The organism is Mesorhizobium sp. B283B1A (assembly GCF_020165735.1).
Taxonomy (GTDB): domain Bacteria; phylum Pseudomonadota; class Alphaproteobacteria; order Rhizobiales; family Rhizobiaceae; genus Mesorhizobium; species Mesorhizobium opportunistum.
This window is the reverse complement of the sequence record NZ_JAIUIQ010000067.1, coordinates 1-21910: the sequence shown is the minus strand read 5'-3', so window position 1 is coordinate 21910 and position 21910 is coordinate 1. Positions and strand designations below refer to the sequence as shown.

Annotated in this window: 21 protein-coding genes and 1 pseudogene; 7 read left to right on the top strand and 15 right to left on the bottom strand. The window is 62.3% G+C overall.

Annotated elements, in window-relative coordinates:
• Window positions 1-2 precede the first annotated feature (2 nt).
• Genes LB577_RS31500 through proC form a run of 3 tightly spaced genes read left to right on the top strand, consistent with a single transcriptional unit; the run spans window position 3 to window position 3174 of the window.
• Complete coding sequence (locus tag LB577_RS31500) at window positions 3-1001, top strand: glycosyltransferase family 2 protein (RefSeq protein WP_224690317.1); 999 nt, start codon at window positions 3-5, stop codon at window positions 999-1001.
• Complete coding sequence (locus tag LB577_RS31495) at window positions 970-2298, top strand: O-antigen ligase family protein (protein ID WP_224690316.1); 1329 nt, start codon at window positions 970-972, stop codon at window positions 2296-2298. The genes LB577_RS31500 and LB577_RS31495 overlap by 32 nt, the downstream gene beginning before the upstream one ends.
• Before the next feature lie 60 nt (window positions 2299-2358).
• Window positions 2359-3174: a pyrroline-5-carboxylate reductase gene (gene proC / locus LB577_RS31490; protein ID WP_224690315.1), complete on the top strand. Its 816-nt coding sequence runs from the start codon at window positions 2359-2361 to the stop codon at window positions 3172-3174.
• Window positions 3175-3176: 2 nt separating this feature from the next.
• On the opposite strand, the gene LB577_RS31485 is transcribed toward proC, so the two are convergent.
• The 3 genes from LB577_RS31485 to LB577_RS31475 form a co-directional block, all read right to left on the bottom strand.
• Window positions 3177-4493 carry an NAD(P)H-dependent oxidoreductase gene (locus LB577_RS31485; protein WP_224690314.1) on the bottom strand — a complete coding sequence of 439 codons (1317 nt, stop codon included), beginning with the start codon at window positions 4491-4493 and terminating at the stop codon, window positions 3177-3179.
• An 84-nt stretch (window positions 4494-4577) separates the two neighbouring features.
• Complete coding sequence (locus LB577_RS31480) at window positions 4578-5972, bottom strand: multicopper oxidase family protein (protein ID WP_224690313.1); 1395 nt, start codon at window positions 5970-5972, stop codon at window positions 4578-4580.
• Between the two features lie 223 nt (window positions 5973-6195).
• A complete protein-coding gene (locus LB577_RS31475) occupies window positions 6196-7014 on the bottom strand; it encodes an alpha/beta fold hydrolase (protein ID WP_023766733.1) in 819 nt (272 codons plus the stop codon).
• Window positions 7015-7031: 17 nt separating this feature from the next.
• Here LB577_RS31475 and LB577_RS31470 point away from each other — a divergent pair, with 17 nt between their 5' ends.
• The gene (locus LB577_RS31470) at window positions 7032-7259 is read left to right on the top strand and encodes an ABC transporter substrate-binding protein (RefSeq protein ID WP_224690312.1); all 228 of its coding nucleotides are present in this window, start codon (window positions 7032-7034) and stop codon (window positions 7257-7259) included.
• Here the strand turns inward: LB577_RS31470 and LB577_RS31465 are convergent.
• From LB577_RS31465 to LB577_RS31450, 4 genes are all read right to left on the bottom strand, one after another.
• Window positions 7243-7398, bottom strand: coding sequence for a hypothetical protein (locus LB577_RS31465; RefSeq protein WP_224690311.1), 156 nt, complete (start codon window positions 7396-7398; stop codon window positions 7243-7245). The two genes, LB577_RS31470 and LB577_RS31465, sit on opposite strands and share 17 nt — an antisense overlap.
• A gap of 55 nt (window positions 7399-7453) precedes the next feature.
• Window positions 7454-8377 (bottom strand): MurR/RpiR family transcriptional regulator, encoded by a 924-nt coding sequence (locus LB577_RS31460; RefSeq protein ID WP_023766730.1) that lies wholly within the window; start codon window positions 8375-8377, stop codon window positions 7454-7456.
• Window positions 8378-8529: 152 nt separating this feature from the next.
• The gene (locus LB577_RS31455; protein ID WP_224690310.1) at window positions 8530-10080 is read right to left on the bottom strand and encodes a DUF882 domain-containing protein; all 1551 of its coding nucleotides are present in this window, start codon (window positions 10078-10080) and stop codon (window positions 8530-8532) included.
• Window positions 10081-10290: 210 nt separating this feature from the next.
• Entirely contained in the window at window positions 10291-11433 is a 1143-nt protein-coding gene (locus LB577_RS31450; RefSeq protein WP_224690309.1) for a hypothetical protein, read from the bottom strand.
• Between the two features lie 362 nt (window positions 11434-11795).
• Between LB577_RS31450 and LB577_RS31445 the strand changes: the two genes are divergently transcribed.
• Window positions 11796-12701 carry a LysR family transcriptional regulator gene (locus LB577_RS31445; protein WP_224690308.1) on the top strand — a complete coding sequence of 302 codons (906 nt, stop codon included), beginning with the start codon at window positions 11796-11798 and terminating at the stop codon, window positions 12699-12701.
• Here the strand turns inward: LB577_RS31445 and LB577_RS31440 are convergent.
• From LB577_RS31440 to LB577_RS31425, 4 genes are all read right to left on the bottom strand, one after another.
• On the bottom strand, window positions 12685-13389 hold the full coding sequence (locus LB577_RS31440; protein WP_224690307.1) for a peroxiredoxin-like family protein: 705 nt from the start codon (window positions 13387-13389) through the stop codon (window positions 12685-12687). The two genes, LB577_RS31445 and LB577_RS31440, sit on opposite strands and share 17 nt — an antisense overlap.
• 274 nt (window positions 13390-13663) lie before the next feature.
• Window positions 13664-15058: an NAD(P)/FAD-dependent oxidoreductase gene (locus LB577_RS31435; protein WP_224690306.1), complete on the bottom strand. Its 1395-nt coding sequence runs from the start codon at window positions 15056-15058 to the stop codon at window positions 13664-13666.
• A 45-nt stretch (window positions 15059-15103) separates the two neighbouring features.
• A complete protein-coding gene (locus tag LB577_RS31430; protein ID WP_224690305.1) occupies window positions 15104-16261 on the bottom strand; it encodes a patatin-like phospholipase family protein in 1158 nt (385 codons plus the stop codon).
• 23 nt (window positions 16262-16284) lie between these two features.
• Complete coding sequence (locus tag LB577_RS31425; RefSeq protein WP_224690304.1) at window positions 16285-17067, bottom strand: 3-hydroxybutyrate dehydrogenase; 783 nt, start codon at window positions 17065-17067, stop codon at window positions 16285-16287.
• Between the two features lie 283 nt (window positions 17068-17350).
• Between LB577_RS31425 and LB577_RS31420 the strand changes: the two genes are divergently transcribed.
• The gene (locus tag LB577_RS31420) at window positions 17351-17998 is read left to right on the top strand and encodes a LysR family transcriptional regulator (RefSeq protein ID WP_283257927.1); all 648 of its coding nucleotides are present in this window, start codon (window positions 17351-17353) and stop codon (window positions 17996-17998) included.
• Window positions 17998-18261, top strand: a pseudogene (locus LB577_RS33210) (LysR family transcriptional regulator substrate-binding protein); the annotation flags it as partial. The gene LB577_RS31420 and the pseudogene LB577_RS33210, both read left to right, overlap by 1 nt.
• A gap of 65 nt (window positions 18262-18326) precedes the next feature.
• Here the strand turns inward: LB577_RS33210 and LB577_RS31415 are convergent.
• The 4 genes from LB577_RS31415 to LB577_RS31400 form a co-directional block, all read right to left on the bottom strand.
• Window positions 18327-18791 (bottom strand): DUF302 domain-containing protein, encoded by a 465-nt coding sequence (locus LB577_RS31415; protein ID WP_411969365.1) that lies wholly within the window; start codon window positions 18789-18791, stop codon window positions 18327-18329.
• 45 nt (window positions 18792-18836) lie between these two features.
• Window positions 18837-20039 carry an MFS transporter gene (locus LB577_RS31410; protein WP_224690303.1) on the bottom strand — a complete coding sequence of 401 codons (1203 nt, stop codon included), beginning with the start codon at window positions 20037-20039 and terminating at the stop codon, window positions 18837-18839.
• Between the two features lie 92 nt (window positions 20040-20131).
• Window positions 20132-20614, bottom strand: a complete 483-nt coding sequence (locus LB577_RS31405) for a cupin domain-containing protein (RefSeq protein ID WP_023766719.1) — start codon at window positions 20612-20614, stop codon at window positions 20132-20134.
• Between the two features lie 192 nt (window positions 20615-20806).
• Window positions 20807-21721 carry a LysR family transcriptional regulator gene (locus tag LB577_RS31400; protein ID WP_224690302.1) on the bottom strand — a complete coding sequence of 305 codons (915 nt, stop codon included), beginning with the start codon at window positions 21719-21721 and terminating at the stop codon, window positions 20807-20809.
• Between the last annotated feature and the right edge of the window lie 189 nt (window positions 21722-21910).

Below are 21910 nucleotides of genomic sequence, written 5' to 3'. Positions count from 1 at the left end.
GCATGATCCCTTTGCCATCGGACGGTTCTGTATCGATCGCAGGACGGTCTCCCCGGCTTGATGGCGAGGCCGTTGAAGCGGTCGTTACCTTGCCGACCTTCAAACGGCCCGAACAGGTGCTGGAAACGCTGGCATCGCTGCAGGCGCAGCGGACCGGCAGGCGCTTTGCCGTCATCGTGATGGAAAACGAGGCCGAGGCGCGTGAAGGCGCCAAGGCAGTGCTGCCGCTGTTCGAGCGCGGCGAGATACCGGGCATGGTCATCATTGCGCATGAGCGCGGCAATTGCAGCGCCTACAATGCGGGATGGCAGACGGCGATCCTGCATTTCCCTAATTTCAGGCATCTGCTGGTCATCGATGATGACGAGATCGCCGATCCGCAATGGCTGGAGCGGATGTGTCGAGCTGCCGAAACGCTCGGCGTCGATATCGTCGGCGGGCCGCAAGTGCCTATCTTTGCCGATCCTTCCCACGCGCGATGGGCCGAACATCCGGTCTTTGCGCCTCCCTACCGGGAGACAGGCCGGGTGCCGGCGCTCTATTCGTCCGGCAATCTCCTGGTCGGGCGCGACGTGCTTACCGTCATGGGGCCGCCCTTCCTCGATCTCAAATTCAATTTCATGGGTGGCGGCGATTCCGATTTCCTCAGCCGGTCGGCGCAGAGAGGCTTCGTGCTTGGGTGGTGCGCCGAGGCGGAAGTGCGGGAGATCGTTCCGGCGCGGCGCGTCGAAACCGACTGGATCCGTGCGCGCAGTCTGCGCAACGGCGTCATCTCGACGCTGGTCGAGAAGAAGAAACGTGCCGGCACGTCGATGGCCGGCGCCAAGGTGTTCGCGAAGAGCCTGGCGCTGCTTGCCGCCTCACCGTTTCGCGGCATGGTTCGGCTGGCGCGGACAGGATCGCCGGCGATCGCCATCTACCCCATCCATGTGGCGCTAGGCCGCGTGATGGCCGAATTCGGATATGCCAATGAGCAATATCGCCAGCCTGAAAAAAACTGAGCGCGCTCCACTAAGCGACGCGTTCACGCGCGCAGGCGTGGCGACCGCGATCGCGGCGCTTCTGTTCACCGTCATCATGGTATCGTTTCGCCCGTTCCAGCCCGCCGGCGCCGAACTCACCGGTGACGGCGGCGACATCGTCAACCAGCTCGGTTTCGGAGCCCTCGGCGGAATTTCGATCTTCTCGCTGATGGCTTTCGCCGATCCGCGCATCGTTCGCTCGCTGCTCAGCCCGTCCTGGGTGCTGATGCTGGGCTTCTTTTTCCTCTCGGTGGTGCTGGCGACGGACCCGCCTTCGGCCATGCGCGCCGCATCGTTCACCATGATCGGCATCCTGACCATGGCAACGATCCTGGTGCTGCCGCGCGATGCCGAGGCCATCTCCAAGGTCATCATCTTCACCGCCGTCGTGGTCATGGGCCTTTCCTATCTCGGCCTCATCGTCTTCCCGCACGAGGCGATGCACACCGCCGATTCACAGGAGCCCGAGCATGCTGGCCTGTGGCGCGGCGTGTTCACCCACAAGAACATCGCTGGCCCGATCATGGCCTGCTTCAGTTTCGCAGGCCTCTATCTCTACCGGCGCGGGCAACGCTGGTGGGGTGCGGCAATCTTTTGCGCGGCGATGATCTTCATGCTGCACACCGGGTCCAAGACCACCGCCGGCCTGGTGCCGTTCTCGATCCTGATCGTGATGTTCCCGAGCCTGATAGGCATGCGGCTCGGGACGCCGATCCTGTTCGCGCTGGCGATCGTCGCCACGGCGGTCGGCACGCTGGGCATCGTCTTCCTGCCGCCAGTCAAACATCTGGCGGCCATCTATTTTCCCGATCTCACCTACACTGGGCGCACAACGCTGTGGGAGTTCGCCGGCTCGATGCTGGCGAAGAAGCCATGGACCGGCTACGGCTATGAAAGCTTCTGGGGCACACCGCTGCTGCTCAACCAGGACCAGCCCTTCGACCGTCCCTGGGACATACGAACCATAGTACACGGCCATGACGGCTATCTCGACATCGCCGTGCTGATGGGCATTCCGGCCCTTTGCGTGGCGGTCTACACCTTCCTCATCGCGCCATTGCGCGACTACATGCGCATTCCGCTGCGCAAGGAAAACATCTATCTCGGCGACTTCTTCATGATGGTGGTGCTGTTCACGGCGCTCAACGCTTTCCTCGAAAGCTTCTTCTTCCATCGCGGCGACCCGGTCTGGCTGTTCTTCGTGCTCGGCGTGCTTGGCCTGAGGCAAGTGTCCTTGCGGCCGATCGCGGTGCGCAACGCCTCCCGCCCGGCTTGACAGGGCTTCCCCAGAGAACCGCGAGCGTCTATGTCAGGGCCTTCCTTCGGAGGGCTTTCGATGACGATCAGGCTTGTTCTCGCCGGCTGCGGCAATATGGGTTACGCCATGCTCTCGGGCTGGCTGAAATCCGGCAAGCTTGCCCCGTCGACGGTTTTCGTGGTCGAGCCCAATGCCGACCTGCGCAACCGCGCCGCCGCACTGGGCTGCGGCACCGCGGCGGATGCCGGTGCCGTTCCCGCCGATGCCGTGCCTGATCTAGTCGTCATCGCGGTGAAGCCGCAGGTGATCCGCGACGTCACCGCCGCCTACAAGCGTTTCGGCGATGGCCGCACGACCTTCGTCAGCATCGCCGCCGGGACGCCCTCCGCCACTTTCGAGGAAATCCTGGGCAACCGCGCGCCGATCGTGCGCTGCATGCCCAACACGCCCGCGGCGATCGGCAAGGGCATGATGGTGGTGTTTTCCAATCCCCTGGTTTCCGACGACACCAAGCGTTTCGTCGCCGACCTGTTGTCGGCCAGCGGCGAAGTGGCCACCATCGAAGACGAGGGGCTGATGGATGCGGTGACCGCCGTCTCGGGATCGGGACCGGCCTACATCTTCCACTTCATCGAAGCGCTGACCGTCGCCGCCGAGAAGGCCGGCTTGCCGACGGCGACCGCCAAGCTGCTCGCCATGCAGACCGTCTATGGCGCCGCCTCGCTCGCCGCAGAGAGCCAGGAGGATCCAGGCGTGCTGCGCCAGCAGGTTACCAGCCCCAACGGCACCACGGCGGCAGCACTTGGCGTGCTGATGGGCGAGGACCGGCTGACCAATCTGCTGACGCAAGCGGTGGAAGCGGCGCGGCTGCGGTCGATCGAGTTGGGGAAGTAGGCCTACTTCATCCCGTACAGCATCTCGTCCTGCAGCCGGCGCAAGGCGAACAGCCTCGTCGTGTGGTCGGGCGCGGCGTTGTCGGCGGTCAGCAACTCACCTTTCCTGACCGGCTTCAGCACCTTGCCGCCCTCGAGCAGGCCGACCGGAACGGCGCGCTGGGCGCGGGCTTCGCCGACGGTCATGGTCCAGGAGCGGTAGCAGGTCTCACCGATCGCATCGAAGGCTTCTCCGGCTGCGAGATCGCGCTTGGCGACCGCGCAGACCTCGGCGACCGGCCGAGGCAGCGGCACCATGTCGGGCTTGCCGAAGAGCACGATGCGGGCGGCGGTCAGCGGCACTTCCAGCGAGGTCAAATGGTATGGTCGGAACAGGCTGTAATAGGGGCCGTGGCCGATATGAAGATCATCCATGCGCTCGATGATGCGCGGATGCGTCGCCTCGACGATGACGAAGACACCGGGCGCGACACCCTTGCCGATCGTGTAGTCGACGACGCCTTTCTTCAACAACAGTCCGCCATCCTCGCGCGGGATCAGCACCTTGACGAGATCGTCGCGGTCGGCTTTCGGGCCATGCATGCCGGGCACGTCGGGCACCAGCCCGGTGGCGTTGGCGATGGCGCACATCTCGACCATGGTCTTGGAACCATCGACGAACTCGACCAGCATGCGCGGGTTCATGTTGCGGCGGATCGCTTCCTCGCGATAGTCGTCGGGCACCGCGTCATGGTTCAGCGGGTTGTTCTTGCCCTTGCCGGCCGAGATGATGGTCAGGCCCAGCGCGGAGGCGAACTCGATCAGCTCCATGCAGCTCGACGGCTCGTCGCCGGCGCCGACCGAATAGACGACGCCAAGCCTGTCGGCCTGCTGCTTGAGATAGCAACCGATGGTGACGTCGGCCTCGACATTCATCATCACCAGATGCTTGCCATGCTCCATCGCTGACAGGCAGAAATCGGCGGCGACGCCGGGCTTGCCGGTGGCGTCGATGACGATTTCGATCAGCGGATTGGTGACCAGCATCTCGTTGGAGGTGACGGCGATTTTTCCCGCCTCGATTGCGGCGGTGACTTTCGAGGCGGTGTCGGCTTCGGCCGCCATCGCCTCGTCACCATAGGCGATGCGGATGGCCTCGCGCGCCGTGTGCGGGCGCCGTGTCGAAACGGCGCAAACCGAAATGCCGGGCATCAGCATGCCTTGGGTGACTAGGTCAGTGCCCATCTCGCCCGAGCCGATGACACCGATGCGCACAGGGCGTCCCTCGGCGGCACGGCTGGCGAGATCGCGAGCAAGCCCGGTCAGGGTGACATTGGTCATGCTGGCGAGTCCATGGTTCGTGATCCGGAGGCGGCAATAGCAGGGAACCGCCCTCCCTTGCCAACGAAACCGCCTGATGTGGCTTCACACCACCCTGACATAGCTCGTCATGCCCGATTTCTGATGCTCGATGATGTGACAGTGCAGCAGCCAGTCGCCGGGATTGTCGGCGACGAAACCGAGCTGAACCTTCTCGTTCGGCTGGATGAGATAGGTGTCCGAAATCAGCGGCTGAACAGGGCGCGTCGAGGACGACAGCACCTTGAAGCTCATGCCGTGCAGATGCATCGGATGCGATTGCGGCGTCAGGTTCTCCATGTCGATGACATAGCTCTTGCCCAGCTTCAATTCAGCGAGCGGTGCCGTCGGATCAGGCGTATCACCCGGCCACGGCACCTTGTTGATGGCCCAGAAACTGTAGCCGAGCGAACCGCAGATGCCGTCGCTCGGGACGTTTTCGGCGGTGGCGCTGAGCGCCAGGGAAATATGCTGGGCAGCGGCGAGATCCACTTCTTTCACCGGATTGGCCTCGAGCGGAGCAATGTCACGAACGTCCCGTTTGAGCGAGCCGCCGGTGGCGCGCAGGTTGGCGAGGATCTTGGGCTTGGTGCCCCTGACGTCTCGCAGGCTGACGATCGCGCCCTCCTCGTCGGGCATGCGGATGGCGAGTTCCATGCGCTGTCCCGGTCCAAGCAGCAAGGCATCGGGCGAAAAACGCCCAGGCACCGGATTGCCGTCGAGCGCGATGACGGTCGCCTCGGCGCCGTCGACGCGGAAGGCGTAGATGCGGGTGACGTCGGTGATGGCGACGCGCAACCGCACCAGCCCGCCGGCCGGTGCATCATATTGCGGCTGGTCGAGCCAGTTCGCGGTCCGCACCGTGCCGTAGGTGCCGGTTCTCGCGGCATCGCGCGGCCGAAACTGGTCGATGAACTGGGCGTCGTCGCCAAGGCGCCAGTCGCGCAGATTGAGGACGAACTCGGCGTCGAATTTCGGATCGCCGGGGTTTTCGACCACGATCACACCGGTCAGGCCGTGACCCATCTGCTCCAGCGTGTTGCAATGCGGGTGATACCAGAAGGTGCCGGCGTCGGGCGGTGTGAAGACGTAGTCGAAATGATCGCCGGTGTAGACATAGGGTTGGGCCAGGAACGGAACGCCATCCATCTTGTTCGGCACGCGAATGCCGTGCCAGTGGATGGTCGTGGGATCGTCGATGGCGTTGACAAGGCGTGCGGCGAAAGGCTCGCCTTTTTTCATCCTGAGCACCGGCGGCATTCCGGCATTGCCGTAGGTCAGTACATCCCTGGTCAAGCCGCCGTCCATCAGCTTCGTCAGGATTTTGGCCGTCTGCAGCACCACCGGTTCGGGCGCGGCGGCTGCCCAGCCGCCGAGCCGGCCGATGGCCGGGATCGCAACTCCGCCAATGCCAGCGAGCGCGGCCGTTTTCAAAAGCCCGCGGCGTGTGAATAGGGTCATTCAGCGCTCCAACTGCCAGGACGATTATCTGGCATTTATCGCGGCCTTGGATCACAGACGAGCCATCGGCGCAAATGCCGAGAACGGCATATCGCGTCTACATGGCGCCTGGATGGCATTTATCAGGCATGTGCTATGCGCGCGCCTGGCGAGAAGCCAAGCATGTGCAGCGCTCTCACATTATCACGCCCATGGTCGGCGAGGCTGCAGGCTGTTCGGTGGCCTACTTTTCGTCGACGCTTGCCAGGAAGCGGGCGAAGATCGGGTCAAAACGATCCGGCGAATCCCAGAACGGCGCATGGCCTGATTTGTCGAGCAGATGGGCCTTGCCTTCCCATAGGTTGGAAAACTTCACTGCGGCGACGAAATCGGTGTTGACGAAAGGCTCGTCCATGCCGTTGAGGACGGCGATCGGCGGCGTCTTGCCGGCGACGATCTCGCGCTGGTTGCGGCCGGTGCCGGCCGCGAATTTCTCGAACATCAGCCGCCGCGCCCGTCCGTCGGTGCGCGCGACGGTGTCGAGGAGGAACGGCTCGAACGGCTCGCCGCAGGTGCTGCGCGCATAGGCCTCGACCTCGGCGGCCGTGAAGGTCTCCTGACCGGCGAGGTGCATATGCGGGCTCGACTTGAAGCCGTTGCCAACTTCCTCGGGCGAGACCGGCGGAGTGCCTGATATCATCAAGCCGAGCAGGCCCGGAAATCGGTCGATCATTTCCAACCCGATATGGCCGCCGAGCGACCAGCCGAAGACGATCGCCTTGTCGACGCCGAGCAGTCCGAGCACTTCGGTCATCGCATCGGCATAGCCTTCCATGCTGTAGGAGCGCTCCGGATCGATCGCGTCGCCTGATGCCCCGTGCCCCGGCAGGTCGGGTGCGATCAAATGGTAGCGCTCGCCCAGCGGGCTCTCGAGCTGGTTGCGGAAGACCGCGCTGGAGGACGAGTTGCCGTGGATCAGCATCACGGCGGTGCCTTTGCCGCCGGTCTCGCGAAGGGCGATCTTGCCGTGGCTCGTTTCAAGGGTCTTCTGCGAGATCGTCATGGTCTGCTCCGTCCGGAATGCCTTGTTTTAATGCAGGTGCGCAGCAAAGCGCCACGGCGGACGGCCAGGAGTTCCAGCGCGGCGTACAGATGGCGATCGACGAGGCGAACGCGGCCGGTGGCGTTGCCGGCAACACGTTCGAACTGGTGGTCGGCGACGTCAAGGATCAGTCCGCCGGCAACGTCATCAGCGCGGTCGAGCGCCTGCTCGGCGATCCCGGCGTGCAATTCATGCTGACCGGCTAGGGTTGATCGCCGCATTGGCTTCGAATTTGGGATTGACCGAGGGAATGCGGACCATGTCGCGGGTCAATCCGATCAGCCAATCACGGTCGGTCTCGATCTCAGCCTGCACGGCATCGATGATTGTTTGGTTGTCAGGCATTTTCTCGGTCCCTTGGTTACGCGGACGATAGCGGGCAGTGCGAAGCGCATCGGCGTCACTTTTTCTCGGCCCTGGATTTGTGGGCCGGCTTCGACGGCCCCGCTTCAGCGGACGAGGCCGGTTCGGCGGCATCGAGCGTGACCGCGTTGGCACTGCGGATCTTCTCGATGTCCTCGATCCGCTTGCGAACCCCCGCGCCATGACCTTCGAGCGCATGGGCGAAAACGGTTTCCATCTGCGCGACGGCGGTCGCCAGCGTGTCGAACGGCGAATTGGCGTCGATCGCCGCTACCATGGTCAGGTCGGCGATATCGGCGATCGGCGACAGCCAGACATCGGTGAACAGCAGGACGGAGACGCCGCGCTCGTGGGCCTGTTGCGCAAAGCCCACCACGTCCGACTGGTAGCGGCGGTAGTCGAAGACGACGAGAAGGTCACGCTTGCCAAGGTCGATCAACAGGTCGAAATCGGCCGGGCTGAGCGAGCCGATGTCGCGCACGCCGGAGCGGAATTGCAGGAGGTAGCCGGCTAGCATGGAGGCGATATGCCGGCTGAAACGGCCGCCCAACAGCACCACCTGCCCCTTGGTTTCGAGCAGCAGGTTGACAGCGCGCGTATAGGCCTGCAGGGGCACCGCCGTGCGCGTGCGCTCCAGACTGTCGGAAACCGAATGGAAATAGGCCAGTGCCGTGCCCTCGCTGGAACCGCCCGGGCGCTTGGCCTCCATCATCAAAAGCGGCGAATGCAGCCTGGATTCGACCTCGGTGAGCAGGCGCGCCTGGAAATCGGCAAACCCGACATAGCCGAGCTTGGTCATCAGCCGCGTCACGCTCGGGTCGCTGACCCCGGCGCGGCGTGCCAGTCGGGTCGCCGTGCCCAGCCCGGACATGGGATAATCGGCTAGCAGGACCTGAACGATCTTTTCTTCCGCCGACGTGAACGCCAAGGTGGTGTTGGCCAGTTCTTCGCGGATCGACATGGTCATCGCCTCTCGCCGACGGAAAGACGATTATCTTACAATTTCATGCATGATTGTCAAATTTGGAAAATATCTTACAGAGCCCAACGGGCGTCGCTGTGGAGGCCGCTCATTTCGCCCGACGGGTCTGGGCCGTCGCGGCCGTCGCCAGCCTATTTGAAGCTGGCGATGGGCAGGAACTTCACCGCGGAGCCGGTGAAGCGGCGGTGATCCGACGTCTGTCTTCGCGGCCGGAATCCGTCGAGATAGATCTGCTCCGGTGCCCTGCGAATGAAATTGGCGGCAATGACGGGCGCCGGTGTCGATACTGTCCCCCTGGCGATGCCGCGACCTGCGGCAAGCGGCCGGCCGGACAACGCGGCTGGCACGACGTCGGCGGTGGCTTCGGGATCGAGACGTGGCTGGACACGGTCGGCCTTCGGGCTGGTCCTGACGCGAACTTCGGCTTTCGATGGAGGGACCGCGATCCGCTGACCGGTCAGCCTGTCGAGGCCGTCATAGGGATGATGCATGGCCAGCAAGGCACCGACAACATCGCCGGATTTGGCTGCTTCCGGCTGATGCGCCGGGCTCGTCTGGCTTTCTGGTCGCCATGTCGGCAACGGGATGTTGAGCGCCACCATGTCCGGCGCGACGCTCGCCGGAGCGGGATCCGTCTTGCCCAAGGAAATTTCGGCATTGGCTGATGCCGGCTTGTCGTCCGGCAATTCGGCGCGCGGCGCGAAGGCCGGCAGCGGCACTGAGCCCGGCGCCATGGCCATGACAGTCGCTTCAGGCCCGGCGGGCGGTTCTTCCGCCGGATCGGCGGTGGCCGTCTGGATGTCCGCGCGCTCGGCTTCTTGCGGCGGCACGATAGCGATGCCGGGTTCAACGGATTTGGACGGCTTGCGCGGCGCAGGCGCCGCTTCCGCGACATCTTCCGCCTCGTCCTCGCCGCGACCCAAAAGCGTCGCCAGCAAGCCACGCGACTTGCGTTGGCCGGCGTCGACGCTTGCCAGTTCGATGTTGGGCGTGCCGGCGGCCTTGCGCGATTTGTAGGCGGCAAACGCCTGCTGGTAGCCTGGCAACGGTTTGCCGTCGCTCGGCACATGCAATGTGTTGCCGTTGGGGAAAACCCTGGCGAGTTCCTGGCGGCTGATGCCCGGCCAATGCCGCACATTGCCGACATCCATATGAATGAAAGGCGAACCGGAGGTCGGGTAATAGCCGACACCGCCGCCCTGCATCTTGAGCCCGATGTCGCGCAGCTTCTTCAGCGGCACGTCCGGCAGGAAGAAGTCCATCGCGCGGCCGACCATATGCTGGCTCTCGCGAGCCACGCCCATCGAGCGGCCGCGCAGCATGGCGTTGGTCGCCGGCGAGCGATAGGCGCTGACGATATGGATATAGGCTGTCGAGCCGCTGGTCCGGTAGGCCTGCCAGACGAGGTCGAGCAGGCGCGGATCCATTCTGGTCGGCTCGTTGCGACGCCAGTCGCGCAGCATCACATTGATCTTCTTCAATCCCGCCTGATCGTAGCGCCCGTTGCGCTTGAAGACGATCTCGGCCTTTTCGCCGGTATGAAGATGCTGGATCTTCAGGGTGCGCGTCTCGGCGAACGCGCTGGTGACGCACATGCAGAGGAACGCTGCCACGACGGCCGGCAACCGTGTCCAGCAACGGGAAGCGCCGGGCGTGTTTTGTTCGCTTTCGATCACGGTCATGCCTTGCACATCGTTTTTGTTTCGGGCGATTTGACGTCAAGGGGGCCTTTTTCGGACACCCTCGGTCTGGCAAGGCAGGGACTTGACCAGGCGAACGGGCATCAATCCCCGTCATGTCGATGAACAGCATCTTGGTTAACGAATCGTGTCCATGCCGGGAATGGGCCTCCAGCCGCGACGGTCGCCAGGGAATTAATTCAGCCAACCACTTCAGCGGAACAGATATTTCGACACTTCCGGGTTGCCGCGCCGCCACATCACATTATCCAGGAAGTAGTGGTGCACGTTGATGAATATCCACGCGATGAAGAGGAAAAGCGACGAGCCGAACACCGCCTTGTCGTAGGGAATGAGGTCCGCCAGCGCCATCGGCACCAGCCAGAAACCGAGCGCTCCGAGAATTGCGCCGACGACGATGAAGGCCAGCACGCGCAGCCTGTACACCGGTCCAAGAATGGACAAGGCCTTCAGTGCCGGCTTCTTGACGGCGTCCGCGCGATCGCGCTCGACATTGGTCTGGTAGCGCCAGACCACCGCCAGGTACTGCAAGGAATGGAGCGCCGGCACCACCAGCAGCCAGAGCGGGTTCAGCGTCACGAACAGTATCCAGGCATAAAGGGACACGACGTAAGCGACGACGCCATTATAGGGCAGCGCCCCGCCATGCCTGCGCCAGCGATTGATGAACATCACGGCGGTGGCCGCCGAGGAAGCGGCGGCGATCGACATGGCGATGGTGATGAGCCACGGCGGGACGGCGAAGGTGTAGTATTCCAAACCCCAGAACTGCCTCTCGGTGATCACCACGTTCGTCTGAAGCCAGGCGAACAGCCACACGGCGTAGCCGTTGAACAGCAATACCTTCTTGTCCTGGTCGCTGAAGAATCTGCGCTTCAGCACGGCATCCACCATCAGCATGCCGTAGCCTTGCTTGACGTAGTGCCAGCCGACGAAAAAGCCCATCGCGTTGGTGGCATTGCCGAGCAGCCGGGCGTTCCCCGTCAGCGAGCCATAGGCAAAGAAGGCGGCCATGGCCAACGGGACGACGATCCCCGCGAGGATATAGCGGATCTGGAGACTGCGGCCATAGCCCTCGCCGCGCACCTTGCGCGCGAAGTTGCGATAGAAGATCTGGTAGGAATGACCGAAGTGCGGCTGGTTTATGAGATGGGAGAGCAAGAACATCGTCAGCGTCAGGGCCGCTTCGTATCTGAGCGGCACAAAATACAGAACCGGCAGGATGACAAGCGCACTCCCGCCAAGCATGAAAAAGTCGATGAACGGGCCAAAGAGGTATTTTTGCGGGGCAGCCGCGACCGAAGTCGGGGCATCCGCGGAAAGGTGAAGTGCCATGGTGCCTTCTCCCTGTGATGGTTTATTTTAGCCATCGACCCTGGCGTCGGGCAAGCCGCCGGTGCGCGAAAACGACCTGAGCGGACGCGCGCCGAGGTTCCAAAGCAGGCCAATTCAGGAAACAGGGGGGACTCTGGTGCTGCGAGAGAGGATTGAACTCTAAGTTCACGTAATAAAATCAATGGTTTAGTCTATAGTCTGTAACATTGTGACGTCGACAAAATGACCTCGCCTATCGGTCGAAGAAGGTCCATTCCCCCGGGGAATTGGGCCGCGCCTTTGCCTTGGCCTCCTGTTGCGTTAGCATAGGATCAAATTAGCTATGCCTGACGAATCGGATTTCGCTGAGGGGGCGAAGATTCATGGAGATGCAGCAGGTCCGTTATTTCCTGGCCCTGTCCAGCACCCTGAACTTCACCAGGGCAGCTGAAGAGTGCAACGTCACACAACCTGCGCTGACGCGCGCGATCAAGACACTTGAAGACGAATTGGGTGGAGAACTCCTTAGGCGCGAGCGCCAGCATTCCCATTTGACCGAGCTTGGGCGTCGTATGCTGCCGTTGCTGCAGCAATGTTACGATGCCGCCACTTCCGCCAAATCGCTCGCCAAGGCGGTGCAAAGCAGCGACGTGGCGCCGCTCAATGTGACCATTTCCAACAGCGTCAACATAGCGCTGCTGGTTTCGCCGTTTACGGAGCTTTTCCGTGCCTATCCCGGAGTCCACCTCAAGATCAACCGCGGCTCGCCGACCGCGGTCATCGATGCCCTCAAAAATGGGGAGGTCGAATTGGCGGTTGCCGGTTCGCTGGGGCAGGCTTGGGATCGACTCGACACCTGGCCACTTTTCCAGGAAGGCATAGAGCTTGTCGTGAATTCCGATCATCCGCTTGCCCGCCGCAACGAAGCCGATGTCGCGCTGAGCCAGCTTGCCGCGGAGCCTGTGTTGAGCAGGATCGATTGGGAAACGAGCGAGGAGCTGTCGCGCTGCCTGTCGGCAAATGGGCTGACGCCGCGGTCCGCGCATGAGGTCGAGACCGACCACGATCTCCTGGCGCTGCTCGAAGCCAATGCCGGAGTTGGTTTCGTCTCGGTGACAGCGCCACGCTCGCCAAACGTCCGTAGGCTCAAGCTCCGCGACTTGGACATTTCGCGAGTCGTCGCCGTCTATGCAGTCGCCGGCCGCCAGCGTTCGCCGGTGGCGACGACGTTGCTAAACCTGTTGCGATCGACCGACTGGTCGACCTTTGGCGTCAACGAGCCCGTCTGAGCGCCCCGATCAAGTCGTCGATGTCCATCCGACGGCGGTAGTCCGGATCAACGAAGCGATCCGTGATCACCCCGTTTTTGCCGACGACGAAGGTCGCAGGGATCGGCAGGAACCAACTGGAGTTGCCTTGAAACTTTGGGATGTCATAGGCAACGCCCATTAACTGCTCCATCTCGGCCCCGATCCAGATCGCAAGGTTGAGCGAAAGAGCGTAGCCATTGTCCATGTCTGTCAGGAATGGAAATTGGGCGCCTACGGCGGTCTTCATCGCCTTCGCGAACTTGCGCCGCTCGGGCATGATCGCGACGACCTGACCGCCCAGCGTCGCAATCTCCTGCTGAGCTTCGACGATGCCGATCGCATTCAACCGGCAATATGGACACCAGTGCCCGCGCTGAAAGGTGACCACGGCAGGCCCCTGGAGGAGGATGTCGCTCAGGCCAATCAGTCTGCCCTCGTCGTCAGGCAACAGGAATCCCGGCATGATGTCGCCTGCGGCCGGCGCCATGGCTCCGGCCTCCTGCTGCTCCAGGCGCTCCACGAGGCGGTCAACCGCATCGGCGAAATCCGCGTTCAGGCGGCGCACTGCGGTCGCAATCACGGCGAGCCGCTCGTTCAGCGGTGCGTCGAGCTCGATGGCAGCCTGGACGGACTGTTCGAATGTCATTGCCTCGTAGTCGATGGCCATTTCTGCACTTTCATGGGTTGCAGGAAGCCTATCATCAAAGCCCGCCGGCCATGGCCATGCTTTTCTCGCATGGTTTTGATGCCCCGCGTGCATCAACGCAGGAGAGGTTCGTATTCTGTTCGCAGCCTCCCCTCAATTCGTTACATTATTCCTGGTATCCGAGGCGAAGGTCGGCACGCCTCAACTATCGCCACCGACAATTCGGCAACGCGCATGGCCACTGTCACACTCCATCCGGGAGTGCCGCAGGATCAAGACGTGTTACCTTCCAGATTCAATGCAGTTTGACTCGGGGTTTTGTGCGCCGCGCAAAGATACCGGCGATCGTATCCAGCGTGGTCTTCAAAGACCCATGCACAGCCTTGAGGTGCATCTTGTAAAGTGTGTGATACATCAGCCGGGCAAGCAGGCCTTCGATCTTGAGACCGCCGATGAGACTGCCGAACGAGCCGTAGTCGGCCAGTGAAACAAGAGCGCCGTAGTCGCGGTAACGGAAAGCCGGCGCGGCCCGTCCCACAAGACGCGCTGCTACCACCTTGACGAGGTAATCAGCCTGCTGGTGGGCCGTCTGGGCGCGCGGTGGCAATGGGTTGTCATCGCCGGGCAGAACACAGCTTGCGCAGTCGCCGATCGCAAACACATTTTCGTCGCCTCGGGCCCGCAATGTCTCATCGACCACCAGGCGATTGATGTGGTCCGTCTCGAGACCATCGAGCTTCTTCAGGAAATCCGGCGCCTTGATCCCTGCGGACCAGACGATCAGCTCCGCCGGCACGAATAGCTTCTCGCCAAGCCTGACGCCGTTCTCCGTCACCTCCGTCACCTTGATCCCGCAGCGTATCTGGACACCGAGGTCGCGCAGCAGATGCGCCGAGGCACGTGCCAGATGCTCGGGCAAGGCCGGCAGGATGCGCGGCCCCGCCTCAACGATGGTGATGCGGATCAGCCTTTCGAAATCAATGTTGTCGAGATTGTGCGACGCGATCTCCCGCATCGACTTGTGCAGTTCGGCAGCCAACTCGACGCCGGTGGCCCCGGCACCAACGATGACGCAATGAAGCTGGTCTGGGGACAGCTGCTCATATTGCGCATTGGCGCGCAGGCATGCGTCTATCATGCGCCTATTGAATCGGGCGGCCTGATCGGCGGTATCGAGCGCGATGGCATGACGTGCCGCTCCAGGCGTCCCGAAATCGTTGCTGACGCTGCCAACAGCCAGCACCAGCGTGTCGTAGCCCAACACACGCGGCGGGATGATCTGCCTGCCGTCTTCGTCGAAGCTTGGCGCGACAAAGACCTGGCGCCTGGAGCGATCAATGCCGACGACTTCGCCGATGCGATATCGATAATGGTGGCGGCTGGCATGGGCAATGTATTCCACCGCATCGTTCGACGCACTCAAGGCACCGGACGCCACCTCGTGCAGAAGCGGTTTCCAGATGTGCGTGCGGTTGCGGTCGACAAGCGTGACGGAAAGCCGTCGCTTGCCGAACTTGCGGCCGAGACGCGTCGCGAGTTCCAGTCCGCCTGCGCCGCCGCCAACGATGACCACTCGATGCAGTGACGTGTCCGCATGCGATGGGGTTTCCGGTATCGTGCGGAAAAGCGCAGCGTTGTTGGCGAGCACGGCTTCTAGAACCAGCCGCATCCCCGGGGTGATGATCTGCATCGGTATTCTCCGCCTGTTTCTTCGGCCTCGCCGCGCTCGAACAATTCACTCTTGCGATTCGTGGATGACGATGCCCTGCAGCATGTCGATGTCGCATTCCCAGGGTTTCTCCGTGAGGACGCGCTGCCCATGCTCGTATCCCGCCTGCCAGCGCGTGCGGATGCCGGCGCGGGTGAAGTCGATGTCCTTGGTGTGGTCCTCGCCGTCGAGGCGTGGTGAAAGCAACCGCACAAGGTGCATGACAGACGGGCAACCATAGGACGCGAGTTCCTTGAACATCGGATCCTCGCGCCGCTCGTCCGGGACGAGCTTTCCCATTTCACGCACGACGTGGCGCAGACGATGCAATTGCTCCTGCCGGGCCACGTGGCTTTTGCCGCGGCTTGCGAATTGAAGGTCCTTTTGCCGCCCCATCACCTGCCAGATCGATTTCGGCTCGGTAGCGCGAGGCTGCCACATGTTGACGGCAAAGATCAGCGAGTCGCGCCGCGGACGCGCGTCGAGCACGACCTCGATGGGGGTGTTCGAATAGATGCCGCCATCCCAGTAAGGCTCGCCGTCGATACAGACCGCCGGAAACGCCGGCGGCAAGGCGCCCGACGCCATGATGTGAGCCGTCGACAGGGTCATCTCTCGGGTGTCGAAGTATTTGAGTTCACTGGTGTTGACGTTGACAGCGCCGACCGTCAGGCGGGTATTACGCCGGTTGAGATAGTCGAAGTCGACCAGGTCATTCAGCGTCCTCTTGAGTGGATCGGTCGTGTAATAGGAGGCATTCTCGACACCCACTTCGCGGTTCACTCCGAACATGGCGCTGGGGTTCGGTTCGAAGAATCCCGGTATGCCGCGCATCACGGTGCCCATGTTGGCGAAGACATTGCTTGGAACCATCATCCGGAAAAACTCGTCGAGCGGGCTGACACGGCTGACGCTTTCCCAGAACTCCTGAAGCCTCGCCAGCCGAACCGTTGGCTCGTTACCGGCAATCAACGCCGCGTTGATGGCGCCGATCGAGGTGCCTATGACCCAATCCGGCTCGATCCCGCCTTCGACGAGCGCCTGGTAGACACCGGCCTGATAGGCACCGAGGGCGCCACCGCCTTGCAGCACCAACACCGTTTGCCGCTGAACGGCAGCATCAGCCACATGGGCGACCTCCGGCAACGGTTCAGCAGTCGGAGGATTTCGGGTGATCTTGTTCATGGTCTTTGCTCCTCGTTGCCGGTTCAGTGTGCGGTCCAGCCGCCTTCAATCGGGATGATGGCTCCGGTGATCGAGGCTGCGTCGTCCGAAGCCAGAAACAGGCAGAGTGCCGCTACCTGGGCTACGGTCACGAATTGTTTGGTTGGTTGGGCCGCCAGAAGGACGTCCTTGATCACCTGCTCCTCGGTGATCCCGCGGGCCTTGGCGGTGTCCGGTATCTGCTTTTCAACCAGCGGCGTCAGCACATAACCTGGACATACCGCGTTGACGGTGATGCCCTGTTCGGCGACTTCCAGCGCGACCGTCTTGGTCAGCCCGGCGACCCCATGCTTGGCGGCGACATAGGCGGATTTGTAGGGCGAGGCGACAAGGGCGTGGGCGGATGCAACGTTGATGATGCGACCCCATTTGCGCTCCTTCATCGCCTGCAGCGCTCGCCGGATCGTGTAGAACGACGACATCAGATCGATCGCCACGACCGCCTCGAATTTCTCGATCGGGAATTCGTCGATCGGTGCGACATGCTGAATGCCGGCATTGTTGACGAGGATGTCGACCGCGCCGAACTCGGCGATCGCCTTGTCCATCATCTCAGTGATCGCGCCACCCTTGCTCATGTCCGCATTGTCGTAACGAACGGTCACCCCGTGGTCAGCGGCAAGCTTTGCCCGCAGCAGTTCAATCTCACCGGTATCGCCGAAACCATTGAGCACAATGTTGCAGCCTTTGGACGCGAAGGCCTCGGCGATGCCTTTGCCGATGCCGCTGGTCGAGCCGGTGATGAGTGCTGTCTTTCCTCTGAGCATCGTCGTTTCCTTCGGTTGGAGCCGCGGTCGGGATGTCCGGCAACGGCTGCGAGCAACGGGCTTGCGCGTCCAGGTCTCGAGTTCTGGCCCAAGTATGGCGAGCCGCCCGAAGCAGCGGAAATGCCGTTGAGACATGGATTCGATAGCTGAGGGTCAGATCATCAGCTCGGCGCGGGCGACGCCGTGGACCCAACCGCCTTGGCTTGTTTGACGTTGGGGCAGCTAGTAAGGTCTCACTGCAACACGGGCAGTGCCGTATACCAGGCCGCCGGGGGAGCGTGCAGTGGAGATCAGCCAAGTCAGATACTTCTTGGCCGTCGCCAAGGAATTGAACTTCACCAGGGCGGCCGAGCAGTGCAACGTCACGCAGCCGGCGCTTTCACGCGCCATCAAGCTGCTCGAGGACGAATTTGGCGGTGCGCTTTTTCATCGTGAGCGACGCTTCACCCATCTCACGGAACTCGGCCGCATGGTCGAAACCTATCTTGAGGGTGTTTTTGAGAACTCCCGGCAGGCCAAGCAGATAGCCGAGCAGTATGTGCATCTGAAGAAGACGCCGCTCAGGGTCGGTATCATGAGCACGATTGCTCCCGACGAGATCATCGAGCTCATCTCGTCCATCCGCGGCCATCACCCGGGTGTGAAGCTTCATCTTTGCGACGCCGACGCGCCGAGTTTACGGCGGCGGCTGATCGAGGGCGATCTAGAGGCTGCCATTTACGCATTGCCGTCGAACATTCCCGACGAGGAAGTGCACTCCTTGCCACTTTTTCGCGAGCAGATGGTGATGGCGGTCCATCTGACCCATCGCCTCGCCAACCAGCGCAGAGTGCAAGTGAAAGACATGAGCAATGAAAGTTACATCACCGCAACAACTGTGAATTTGCCGGCTATGCCGACGCCGTTCTCTCCGCGCAGGGCGTCACCGTAAGCCCCGTTTACTGGAGCGATCGCGACGATTGGACACTCGCGATGATCGCCGCCGGCCTTGGTTTCGGTTTCATGCCCGAGCATACCGCCAAGCACGCGGGAGTGGTGGCCCTGCCGATCACCGACCCCGAATTCTGGCGCGAGGTCAATCTTGTCACTGTGCGCGGCCGCCGGCACTCGCCAGCGGTTGGCGCACTGGTGCGCGAGGCTACGCAGAAAAGGTGGTTCGGCGAGCGGGCGAAGGCATTGTCCGCCGCCGAGTAGCCCAGTCGCGGCGAGCATCCGGCCTAGCATATCCGAGCCACGGATCTCCGGTGCATCGTTCGCGTTCAGTCTTTTCTGATCGTCGAGGTGACGGACTGGATGACTTCGGTCGCCATCTTGAACTGCGCCTCGCGGTCGGTAATTCCATGCCGCTTGGCGATCCAGTCGAAATCGCTGTAGGCCGCATAAACCGCACCATCCGCGGTCTGGTAGACCAGAACACGCACCGGCCAATCGAGCCCGGCTTCCGGATTTGACGTGATGAAGGTCGTCCCAAGCGCCGGATTGCCAAACATCACCAGCCGAGACGGCCTGACATCGTTGCCGGCATTCTTGCCAAGTCTTGCCTGGTCGATGACGCCAAAGAACTTGATGCCCTTCTTGAGAACATCCCTCTTGATGCGCGAGACCGTCTCGCCGACGGAATAGTCGCTCTTCACCGTCACGACACCGTCCGAAGCTGCGGCTGGGAGAACGATCGCCATCATCATGGCGCCGCCGGCAATAATGGTTTTCAGGTAGTTGGTCATCTCAGTCTCCTTTGTTGGATAGTCAAGATTCTCGGTCGTTAGGTCTCATGCCTTTGGAGTTTGAAGCACGCGCGCCACCGCGATCGCGCCGGCGAGGACCGCGGCAAGCACGACCACGCATGCGGTCCAGCCAATCCGGTCGTAGATCTGTCCGATGACGAAGCTGCCGGCGAGCCCGCCCGCATAGTAGGAGGCGAGGTAAATGCCACTTGCGGCGGCGCGGTCGTGCAAGGCGGTGCGGCTGACGTGTCCTGTCGCTATTGCCTGCGCCAGGAAGGTGCCGATTGCGACCAGCGCCATTCCGGCAAGAACGATCGGAAGGCTGGTCGTGAGCAGCAAAAGCAAACCCAGGATCGCCAGCACGAGCGTCGAACCGATGCCGACCCTTGGACCGAGGCCCGCGGCGACACGCCCGGCCAGGGGAGTGGTCAGCATGGAAGGCAGGAAGACGAAATAGACCAGTCCTAGCGCCATCGGCGACAGCGATAGTGGCGCGGCGACGAGCTGGAAATTCACATAGGTGAAAGTGCCGATAAATACGAAGAGGATCAGGAAGCCGATGGCGAAGCAGCCGCGCAGCTCGGTGTTTTTCAGCGGACCCTTCCAAGCCGCACGGGCGGGCCCGCCCATCGTGTCGGCACGCATCATCGCGGACGTCTTCTGCAGCGTGAACCAGACGAGAGCCGCGCCAATCAGGTTGAGGGCGGCGAATGTCAGAAAGTTGGTGGAAATGCCGAATGTGTCGGCGACGGCGGCCGACATCAGCCGTCCGAAGAAGTTGCTGGCGACATTGCCGGTCACATAGGCCGCAAGCGCACTTGTCGTCTGCCGCGCGGAAAAGTGCTCGGCCAGGTAGGCCATCGTCAGTGTGAACGCGGTCGACATACACAAGCCCTGGGCAACACGCAGCAGGGCGAAGAGCAAGATACTGTCGGTCTGCGACAAAAGCGTCGTCGGGATCGCCAGCACCGCAAGGCTGGTCCAGATGCCGTTGCGGCGATCGAGGTTCCTGCCGAAAAGCGCCACCGCGATCCCAGCCACAGCCATGCCGAACGTGCTGGCGTTAACGGCAAAGCCCATGGTCGCGCGGCTGACGCCGAATTTTATCACCAGCGAAGGCAGGATGGCCTGGGTGGCGAACAGATCGACGAGCGTGAGAAACGCGATCAGGGCAATCAGGCCGAAGCGCCAGCTGTCGGCGGCAACCATGCGCAGCCGCGTCGGTTCAGTCTGTTCACTGGTCGTCATGACAAGGCTCCGTGGCCACACGTCCCCAGGAGATCACCCGAGGACGCGCTTTCAGTTGCTGATGCTGGAATCTGTTCGCCGCGCCGAGCGGCTCACATCATGTGGTCTTCGTGCATTGCCGGCGGCAGGACGTCGGCTGAATAGAGCACCGCGGGCACCTTGCCGTTGTTCTTCCACCAGTGAGCGAGCTGGCCGAACTCGGCGGTCACGTCGCCGGCCGGATGCTCGATGCCGACCTTGCAGGTGCTGCGATATTCGGTGATCGAGCCTTCGACGACGATAATGTTGGCTGGGCGGACATTGTGCTCATGCCACGGCACGACGCCGCCCGGCTGCACGACGAGCTTGCGCAGGCGCAGCATGTTGCCTTTCCAGGCCTCGCCCTTGCTGCTCAGATCGATCGCGGAGAGAACGGTGTCGACGACGCCGACCGGCTTGCTTGGATGTTCCTGGATGTCGGTCGTAGCGGCCTGGCCGGCAGGGCAGTCGCCGGCGAAGGCCGGAGCAGCGGAAAAGGCAGCAGTTGCGGAAAGCAGCCCGACCGCAAACGCGAGGTTGAGTTTCTTGGTAGCCATCTTGTATTTCTCCTTTGTCGGTGCCCAAACGCGGGAGGCGGGGCATGACAGGGAGAATGATCGGAGCCGCGAAGAAAGAGAAATGCTGACTGGCTTTCAATTCGATACCTGAAAACTATCGTGAGCCATCATGGCTGCACGCAGACGGATGGCTTCACATGCCACGCCGTGCCAGAATTTCTTGAGTTTGCTTCAGGCTGCGGTCTTGTGGATTGCCTGGGCTATGGCACTTTCCGGCCAGCCATGCGCCTTGACGCTGTTGACGAAGGCCGATGCCGCCGGCGAGAACCTGCGTCCCGCGACGACGACCAGGGACACTTCCCGCCAGACTTCGGGATCGATGACGGGCCGGACCTGCAAGCCCGGGATCACTGCGCTGAACTCCGGGATGAAGCAGATCCCAAGTCCCCCTGAAACCATATTCTGGATCCAGTCCTCGCGCTCGCTGGCGTAGGAGATCCTGAGCTTCACGCCGCGGTCGGTGCACAGTCCGGCGAGGTGATCACGATACTCGCAGTTGAGCCGCCTGAGATAGTTTTCACCGTCGAGTTCGGAGATGGCGACATTGTCGTTGCGAGCCAGCCGATGGCCGTTTGGAAAGGCCAGAACAAAGCGTTCGCGATAGAGTGGCGTGACATCGAATCGGTCCGGAAAGCTGTCGCTCGACGCCATGATAGCGACGTCGATCTCGCCAGACTCAAGCAGCTGAGAGAGCGATGCTGGCACGCCCTCGACCAGCTGCAGCTGGATGCCCTGCTGGCGTCGGTAGAAGTCGGTCAGCAGGCCGGTGAAGCGGCGCGGACCAATGGTGCACATGACGCCAACCTTGAGGTTGGCGTTTTCCAGGCACAAGAATCTCGACGCCTCCTGCCGCACTCCGGTCAGTTCGTCGAGGATCTGTTGGAACCGGGGGCGCAGCAGCACGCCAAGATCGGTGAGGTGCGTGAGGTTTCGCTCGCGGCGAAACAGCAGGCCGCCGACCTCGTCTTCGAGCTGTTGGATGGCGCGAGACAGCGCCGGCTGGGTGACATTGCACTTTTCGCCGGCGCGCGTGAAATTTCGCGTCTCGCACACGGCAAGGAAGTAGCGGATGTGATGAATGTCCATGCCGATTTGTCCCCGTTGCGTAGTCCTTTTTGCTCAACCGAACCTTGCCGCAAACGACATCAACGTTCCAATGCGCCGCTGCTATAGAGTTCATAGCATATCGTCATGGGCTGGCGCGGTTTGGCGCCCTGAAAGGCTTTGGCGGGACATTGGGGACGGGGGGGGGGGGGGGGGGGGGGGGGGGGGGGG

Excerpts from the sequence above, each read along its gene's own strand:
- LB577_RS31440 (WP_224690307.1), bottom strand. The coding sequence starts at position 13,389 with ATGGCCATCGACTACGAGGCAATGACATTCGAACAGTCCGTCCAGGCT.
- LB577_RS31430 (WP_224690305.1), bottom strand. The coding sequence starts at position 16,261 with ATGAACAAGATCACCCGAAATCCTCCGACTGCTGAACCGTTGCCGGAG.
- LB577_RS31400 (WP_224690302.1), bottom strand. The coding sequence starts at position 21,721 with ATGGACATTCATCACATCCGCTACTTCCTTGCCGTGTGCGAGACGCGA.
- LB577_RS31470 (WP_224690312.1), top strand. The coding sequence starts at position 7,032 with ATGCCTTGTTTTAATGCAGGTGCGCAGCAAAGCGCCACGGCGGACGGC.
- LB577_RS31435 (WP_224690306.1), bottom strand. The coding sequence starts at position 15,058 with ATGCAGATCATCACCCCGGGGATGCGGCTGGTTCTAGAAGCCGTGCTC.
- LB577_RS31425 (WP_224690304.1), bottom strand. The coding sequence starts at position 17,067 with ATGCTCAGAGGAAAGACAGCACTCATCACCGGCTCGACCAGCGGCATC.
- LB577_RS31460 (WP_023766730.1), bottom strand. The coding sequence starts at position 8,377 with ATGTCGATCCGCGAAGAACTGGCCAACACCACCTTGGCGTTCACGTCG.
- LB577_RS31415 (WP_411969365.1), bottom strand. The coding sequence starts at position 18,791 with ATGACCAACTACCTGAAAACCATTATTGCCGGCGGCGCCATGATGATG.
- LB577_RS31475 (WP_023766733.1), bottom strand. The coding sequence starts at position 7,014 with ATGACGATCTCGCAGAAGACCCTTGAAACGAGCCACGGCAAGATCGCC.
- LB577_RS31465 (WP_224690311.1), bottom strand. The coding sequence starts at position 7,398 with ATGCCTGACAACCAAACAATCATCGATGCCGTGCAGGCTGAGATCGAG.
- LB577_RS31500 (WP_224690317.1), top strand. The coding sequence starts at position 3 with ATGATCCCTTTGCCATCGGACGGTTCTGTATCGATCGCAGGACGGTCT.
- LB577_RS31455 (WP_224690310.1), bottom strand. The coding sequence starts at position 10,080 with ATGACCGTGATCGAAAGCGAACAAAACACGCCCGGCGCTTCCCGTTGC.
- LB577_RS31495 (WP_224690316.1), top strand. The coding sequence starts at position 970 with ATGAGCAATATCGCCAGCCTGAAAAAAACTGAGCGCGCTCCACTAAGC.
- LB577_RS31405 (WP_023766719.1), bottom strand. The coding sequence starts at position 20,614 with ATGGCTACCAAGAAACTCAACCTCGCGTTTGCGGTCGGGCTGCTTTCC.
- LB577_RS31450 (WP_224690309.1), bottom strand. The coding sequence starts at position 11,433 with ATGGCACTTCACCTTTCCGCGGATGCCCCGACTTCGGTCGCGGCTGCC.
- LB577_RS31445 (WP_224690308.1), top strand. The coding sequence starts at position 11,796 with ATGGAGATGCAGCAGGTCCGTTATTTCCTGGCCCTGTCCAGCACCCTG.
- LB577_RS31410 (WP_224690303.1), bottom strand. The coding sequence starts at position 20,039 with ATGACGACCAGTGAACAGACTGAACCGACGCGGCTGCGCATGGTTGCC.
- proC (WP_224690315.1), top strand. The coding sequence starts at position 2,359 with ATGACGATCAGGCTTGTTCTCGCCGGCTGCGGCAATATGGGTTACGCC.
- LB577_RS31485 (WP_224690314.1), bottom strand. The coding sequence starts at position 4,493 with ATGACCAATGTCACCCTGACCGGGCTTGCTCGCGATCTCGCCAGCCGT.
- LB577_RS31480 (WP_224690313.1), bottom strand. The coding sequence starts at position 5,972 with ATGACCCTATTCACACGCCGCGGGCTTTTGAAAACGGCCGCGCTCGCT.